Below are 6,818 nucleotides of genomic sequence, written 5' to 3'. Positions count from 1 at the left end.
TAATTTGGTAATTGTCAAAATCTCTTAATTAGTAGAATTTTTAGCTTTTTCGAAACTGTAAAACTGTAAAACTGTAAAAACTAAAAATTTTCTATTGTAATGTATTTTGCTAAAAATACGACAAAAAGAAACCGATAAAAGAAAATATAAAATTCGTTATTCTTATCTTTTCTTTTTGTTTTTACGAAATTATTTACTACTTTTGTCACTAAAATTAAAAAGCCCACAAAATCCTGATCATGACCACATACAGATTCGCGATTACCGGACTACGTCACCATGACTTTGCCAACAGACTCGATGAACTCTACGACAAGGCTATGGGGAAGCGTATGTCTATCAGTATAGAACACGACAACCCTGGAGAAATGGATGCTGTCATCGTGTATTGGGGGCGTTGCTTTGTGGGCTATGTGCGCAGCGGAACAGACAGAGAAAAGGCTTGTTCGCTGATTCTTAGTTCAGGAAGAGGAGCGATGTTTGGCAAGATTGTGGAGGTGGATCGCGATCACAGGGTACTGTGGATGGAGATTGTCACAGATGTTGAACCGCAGACTGTTTGTCTGCCCTCGGTATGCCCATTTGCCAATTGGGATTACGATGATAAAATATTGCCTCTCAGTCCACAGGAAGTACAGGTTCACACCATGCTCAACTGTCTGGAAATGGTGATCGAAGCCGGTGAACCGTGGAACAGCGAAATGGAAGAATGGCTGTCGGCTGTTGAAGAAAATCTATGGTGTGCCATCAGTTGTGAAACCACCCAACAAATCATCAGAATCATTGAGATGATGACCAACGCTCCCAATCATCCACAGTACAAAGCAGGTAAAGACAGGTTGCAGCAGGCATTAGACCACATGGGCAGTCCGGAGGTGCGTCGCTTACAATGTCAGAAAATTTTTGCCAATGCCGAATCAAATGATATGTTGCAGCTGCTGTGCTACTATGGCGACAGAGCCGAAGATGCCGTAGCGTCGCTTCCGTCGGGTTTCGTCATGATGTTTTTACGGGATGGCGAGAGTGCTATGGGAAAGTTGTGGTACATGCACTATCCCCGTAAGAAAATCCGTGCCATTATGTCTTTGCTGGCTATGAAAGTCCACATGATGAAGAACGAAAAGAAACCTCTTGAAAGGAGTATTCCCCAACAATGGTTGGCAAACTGGACTAAGGAGCAGCATAGCGAAATGGCTACTGCCGTCATCACCAAATGTGTCAGCGACTTTGAACTGCAACACACGTCTCCACAAGTCTATAACGAGTTGCAATCATTGCAACAGGCAACGAGACCGCACATCGACTATCATGTGAACACGAACACCTATATTGAAAACCAAACAATCAAACAACAATAATTATTTTATGGAGAACGATAAAAAGTGTGAACGCCACTTCCATTTCAGCGATAAAGTGACCTATATCGAACATCAGGAAATAACCGTACAAAGTGGTGCAAACTTTTATAACGGTCCTGCCGTGGAACCTCAAAATGCGAGCCAACAAGAAATAGACATAGAAGCGGCACTGGAAGCCCTTTACGAAGAGTTTGTCGAGACAGACGGACGAACCGAACCGCTATTTTCTGATCAGACCCAATGGTATGCAGTTTATCGTGTACTGTCAGAATATTGTAACTATCCAACCAAGATGTCAGACTTCGTGAAACTCATAAAAGAAAAGAAACTCGATATAAAGAAACCCTTGTGTGTTTACAGTTCTATCAGAAAGGCAAATACCGACCTTTCGGCTTTGGCTGTAAAAGTAGGTCAGTGGTGGCTGCATAAAGACAAAGGAGAAAAGTATATGAAACAATATCTTGTAGCGCAGTTTTTATTGAAGAATTTAGGCTATGAGGAGTGAGTAGTATATTCGCCTATTCCCAAAACAATTCCCTTTTTCCCAAAACCATTCCCAATCGAGTGAAATGCTCGGTTGGGATTTTTTTTAGTCCTAATTTTGCACCAGTCGAAGGACAGAAGCCTTGGCGCGGTGCCGGTTTTCTTTTCCCCTTCGCAGAAGAAAACAATGAGCGTATATTTCAACTTTACAATCATCAACTGGACGTTCTCGTTTAACGTGAGAATCGGTTCTAACTAAAACACATTTATTAATCTGAGTTGAACATTGCGGAGGATATTCCCAGGGTAAAGTGCACAAGAATCCAATTTGTTTCCGCTCGCAAAAATCAACTAAGATGAAAACAGAAGAAAAAATCATTAACAACCAGTTTAACAACTGTGACCACATCCAACTCGAAGGCGTAGCGCATTACGACGAGCGCAGATCCTTCTTCTTCACCCCAGACGACCCCATTCCCCACAGCGTGCAGCGCTACCGCACCAACGGGGTGGCGCAACAGATGACCGACGGGACGTTTGACTTCGTGGCTAAGCCATGGCGGAGATCGCAGTCTGTGCTGATCAAGAAACTGGCGCATGGGCGCGTTTCTAAGACCAAGGACGATGGCATCCAACTGACGCTGAAGGTGTATTGTCATGAGTCGATCAATATCGCCAACACCATCAAAAGAGAGGCAGCCGAAGCTGTCAAGGCACTTATTAACTATCAACTAAAACACTAAGAGACAATGAGTTGTTTTGTAATCAAGATGGAGAGTGGCCGAAAAATCGGCTACCCCATCACTTCGAGAGAGCAGTATATGAAGCTCAGGGAATCGGGCGAACAGACTGCCTGTCTGACGAAAGCCCGCAACGGCAACAAAAAGGCGAAGTTGCGCCTGATGCAGTTTAACTATTCATTGGCAGGATCAGAACCCTTTGCATTGAAAGGCTACGACATCGTGGGGAAAACCGTGGGCATGGATGTGGATTTTAACCCAGAGGCGAAGGACTATGAGAAGCGCTTGAAAGAAGCGCCACAGATGATCCTTGACAAGAAAGAGGAACTCGGACTGATGCTGTTGGAGCGGTCGGTCAACAAAGGTTTCCATCTGATTTTTACGCGTAGGGCAGGACTCTCGCAGGAGGAAAACTTGCGGTGGGCAAGCGACCTGTTGCAGATACCGTTTGACCAAGCTGCCAAGGACGTGACGCGCGTGTTTTTTGCCACTGGAGCGACGAAAGATGATTTGATTTATCTTGACAATACACTCTTTGATAATGCCCCGTTTGAGGCAGAAAATGCACCTGTGGCAGAGTGTGAAATGACGGAGGAAACGTCAAGTCAAGAGGCGACCAAGGACCAGCCTACAACGTACCCCATCATGTATCAGGGCATGCCTTATACGTCGATTGTCGAAGCACTGGAAAACCAGTTGGGCGGACGCCCTGAACACGGGTCGCGTAATGCGTTCATTTTTTCGATGGCGTGCAACCTGCGTTACCTGTGCAACGACGACCCATCGTGGATAGCAACCCTTTTGCCCAATTACGGCGAAGAACAAGGTCGGTGGATGTCCACCATCCGTTCGGCATGCGAGCGCAAGCAGACGATGGCGATGCCCGAAATAGTGAAGCGAGCCTTGAAGGTGGCGCAACAGGAAAACCGCTGCGATGGTGACGGAGAGGGTGAGGATGCTCCGCCTCAGATGCCGAAGAAGCTGCCCAAACTCATCGAACTCCTGACCTCGCAGACGCCAGAGATCTATCGGGCTGCCGTGGCGCATGCGGTATTTCCTCCGTTGGCAACCCACCTGTGGCGCACACGCTTCCCCTATATAGATAATGTGGAGCATGAAGCCACGCTGATGTGTGTGCTGATGGCTGGAACGGGTGCCGGTAAATCGTGTGTCAGCGACCCCATCAAGCATATCATGGCGGATATTCGGGAGCGTGACCGAGAGAATCTGGAACGCGAGAAAGCATGGAAGGAAGAAGCGAGCAGAAAGGGTGCCAACAAGGACAAGGCGAAGCGCCCCGAAAACCTTGTCATCCAGGAGATTGATGCCGACATGACCAATCCTGCTTTCGTGATGCGTACCGCCGAGGCACAGGAGCATTTCCTCTATACGTCGCTCAACGAAATAGACCAGTTTGATGCGTTGAAAGGCCAGGGCAAGCAACAGTTTCGCATCATGTGTCTGGCATTCGACCCAGGAAATACCTACGGACAGACGCGTGTGGGTATGCAGTCGGTGACCGAGCGTGTCACCGTCCGGTTCAACTGGAACGCTTCGACGACGATAGTCAAAGGACAGCAGTATTTCCGCAATGTGCTGACCGATGGTCCTATCTCGCGCATCAATTTCTGTACGATACCGGAGCGAGAGATTGGTGCAGAAATGCCCGTCTATGGAACTTACGATGATCACTTTGACGAGCAGCTCAAGCCATATATTGAAAATCTGTGTCGGGCAAACGGTCTCGTAGAATGTAAGGAAGCTATTGCGTTGGCACAGCAACTGAAAGAAGAGAATGCCGATACGGCACGCATGACGCAGAGCAGAGTGTATGAGAATCTGTCGTTTCGTGCCAACGTCATCGCCTATCTCAAAGCGTGTGTACTCTACGTGGCAAACGGTTGCAAGTGGGAAAAGGAGATTGTCGATTTCGTGCGTTGGTCAGAACAGTACGACCTCTGGTGTAAGATGCGCTTCTTTGCTTCTGCCATAGAACAGGCGGAAACTGAGGGGGAGAAATCCAACCGCAGAGGGCCGAGAAATCTGCTGCAACTATTGCCCAACCAGTTTACTATGCAGGAAGCAGAGGCTCTCCGACTGCAACAGGGATTGGATAGAAAAGGTACTTATAATATGTTGCACCAATGGGCGTTTCGTGGCTATGTGAAAACAAATGGCGTTACAGATTACAGATTTACAGTTTTTGAAAAGCTAAAATTTAGAAATTACGAGAAATGAAGATAACAATCATTCGTGCCGAATGTTCCAAATATGGGCAGGACGGTGTACTCTATATCAACAATAATCCAGTGTGCGATACGTGTGAACATCCTGAGCGTAAATTGCCAGCAGGAGAATATTGTTTGGAGATGGTGATGAACAGGAAACTTCAGCGGTTTGTGCCTACACTTTCTACTGGGAATATCATCACCATGGGGAATGGGCCGTTCTTACTCAACAATGACATTATTGTGGGTAAGCGTCTGTTGCGAGGGGTGTTGTGTCAGACGTCAGAGGCTAATAAGAAGCTGGTCGATCGGCTCTATAAGGCGCAATTAAGAGGATTGAAATTATCATTAACAATTAAATAACGAAACATTATGAAAGAACTTTTCAAGGTAATCTCACAGTCAGAACCTACCACCATCCGTAAGCAGGATGGCTCTCAGATCAACAAGTCCATCATCGTACTGCAAGAGATTGGCAGTCAGTATGAAGACACTTTCGCTGCTACCCTGTTGGGCAACCAGGGAAAATACAGCAAGGGCGACCTCGTGTATTGTGCGCTGCGTTTCAACGCGCGAGAGTATAACGACAGCATCTACCAAGACGTAGTGATCAAGGACATCGTGAAGTTTCATTCTACCAACGTATTCTGATCATGGCAAAAGACATCATTCTTTCAGAGCATTTCCGCTTGTCGGAGTTTACCAACTCCTACATGGCGAAGCGATTAGGCATTGACAACACGCCTTCATTGGCGGTAGTGAGCAACCTTCAGCAACTCTGCCGGCATGTGTTAGAGCCCCTGCGCCAGTATGCCGGTTGTCCCATCATCATCAGTTCGGGTTACCGTTGTCCGTCGCTCAACCAGGCGGTGGGCGGTGTGAGCAAGAGTCAGCACCTCGTTGGTGAAGCAGCAGACATCGTATTGCCATCCACTGCAGTAGGTCGTCAGTGGCTGTGTTGGTTGATGGATCAGAAGTTCGACCAGCTCATCTTCGAGCGTGCGAGCGTCAAGAGCACAACCTTCTGGATTCACGTGAGTTATCGGCAGGATGGCCACAACCGCCAACAGGTGATTGAAGGGCTGACGAAGATCTAAAGTCTCACAGAAATTTTTAATCCACGGATCACACGGAGGACACGGAAATTTCGTTGAAGGCGATAGTACAAATAGAAAAAGAGGCGGTATTCGCATACGGCCTCTTTAAAATCCTTTAAAATATGAAAAATTTATTTTCTGTTTTGTACCATTGTACGTTGCAAATATACGAATATTAACGATATGTTCCAAGTTTTTAGAGTTATTTTGGGAAAATAGCAGTTTTTACAGTTTTACAGTTTTACAGTTTTGGAAAACGTTTTTTTTTAAGATGCCACAGAGAAAGTTCTATGTCATAACGGAACGTCGGATATTTGGGGATGACAACGACCTCGCAAGTTACTACCCCAATTCGGGATAAAATAGCGATTAGTTGCATGTGAAGACAGATACGTGAATTCTCTTCCCATACCATCAGACATGGGCTATATATAAAGAATCGAAAGAGATTATTCTGTCCTTAGAACAATGTAAGTTGCTTCGTGTCTTCGATGCAGTATCCTTGCAATGCCTTTGGCTTGTTATCAAAGAAACAATATGCTCCCAAGGCAGAAATAAGGTTCATGATAAAGTTGCTTACAGATCTATGGCGTGAATGTACAATCTGTGCCGTATTCTTCAGCATGTCGTTAATGGTTTCGATAATGTATCTCTTGCGCAGCATCATTCTGTCATAGAATGGCATCAGCTTGTTTTTCATGTTTACGCGCAACCCTGTCACCAGCAGTATTCCATCCTCAAAGAGGAAGTCAAACAGCTTCTGCGAAATATAGCCTTTGTCAGCGAACAGCTTGCCATACAAACGTTTAGCAAGAACCTTGAACACATTCGGGTCCTTGTCGCTGACATTTGCACCAGTAAGTACAAACGCTATTATCTCGCCTCTGTCATTGCACGCAAGATGGAGCTTAA

General features: G+C 46.1%; 8 protein-coding genes. 7 read left to right on the top strand and 1 reads right to left on the bottom strand.

Annotated features, from left to right (window positions below):
- The first annotated feature begins 239 nt into the window (after positions 1-239).
- The 7 genes from CIK93_RS05040 (at position 240) to CIK93_RS05005 (ending at position 5,906) form a co-directional block, all read left to right on the top strand.
- Positions 240-1,358 carry a hypothetical protein gene (locus CIK93_RS05040; RefSeq protein WP_094446769.1) on the top strand — a complete coding sequence of 373 codons (1,119 nt, stop codon included), beginning with the start codon at positions 240-242 and terminating at the stop codon, positions 1,356-1,358.
- Between the two features lie 7 nt (positions 1,359-1,365).
- Positions 1,366-1,863: a hypothetical protein gene (locus CIK93_RS05035; RefSeq protein ID WP_094433986.1), complete on the top strand. Its 498-nt coding sequence runs from the start codon at positions 1,366-1,368 to the stop codon at positions 1,861-1,863.
- 334 nt (positions 1,864-2,197) lie between these two features.
- Positions 2,198-2,584 (top strand): hypothetical protein, encoded by a 387-nt coding sequence (locus CIK93_RS05025; RefSeq protein ID WP_094446767.1) that lies wholly within the window; start codon positions 2,198-2,200, stop codon positions 2,582-2,584.
- Between the two features lie 6 nt (positions 2,585-2,590).
- Positions 2,591-4,819, top strand: coding sequence for a hypothetical protein (locus tag CIK93_RS05020; protein ID WP_254046740.1), 2,229 nt, complete (start codon positions 2,591-2,593; stop codon positions 4,817-4,819).
- Positions 4,816-5,172, top strand: a complete 357-nt coding sequence (locus tag CIK93_RS05015) for a DUF5675 family protein (protein WP_094446766.1) — start codon at positions 4,816-4,818, stop codon at positions 5,170-5,172. The genes CIK93_RS05020 and CIK93_RS05015 overlap by 4 nt, the downstream gene beginning before the upstream one ends.
- A gap of 9 nt (positions 5,173-5,181) precedes the next feature.
- Positions 5,182-5,460 carry a hypothetical protein gene (locus CIK93_RS05010; RefSeq protein ID WP_094389580.1) on the top strand — a complete coding sequence of 93 codons (279 nt, stop codon included), beginning with the start codon at positions 5,182-5,184 and terminating at the stop codon, positions 5,458-5,460.
- Positions 5,461-5,462: 2 nt separating this feature from the next.
- Positions 5,463-5,906, top strand: coding sequence for a D-Ala-D-Ala carboxypeptidase family metallohydrolase (locus CIK93_RS05005; protein ID WP_094389581.1), 444 nt, complete (start codon positions 5,463-5,465; stop codon positions 5,904-5,906).
- A 460-nt stretch (positions 5,907-6,366) separates the two neighbouring features.
- On the opposite strand, the gene CIK93_RS05000 is transcribed toward CIK93_RS05005, so the two are convergent.
- Positions 6,367-6,818: transposase (locus CIK93_RS05000; protein ID WP_144269530.1), on the bottom strand; the 452-nt coding region annotated here is incomplete at its 5' end.

Origin of the sequence: Prevotella sp. P3-92 (assembly GCF_002251205.1) — a bacterium.
Lineage (GTDB): Bacteria > Bacteroidota > Bacteroidia > Bacteroidales > Bacteroidaceae > Prevotella.
Note: the sequence above shows the minus strand (reverse complement) of the source record. Positions and strands in the feature narration are given on the sequence as shown.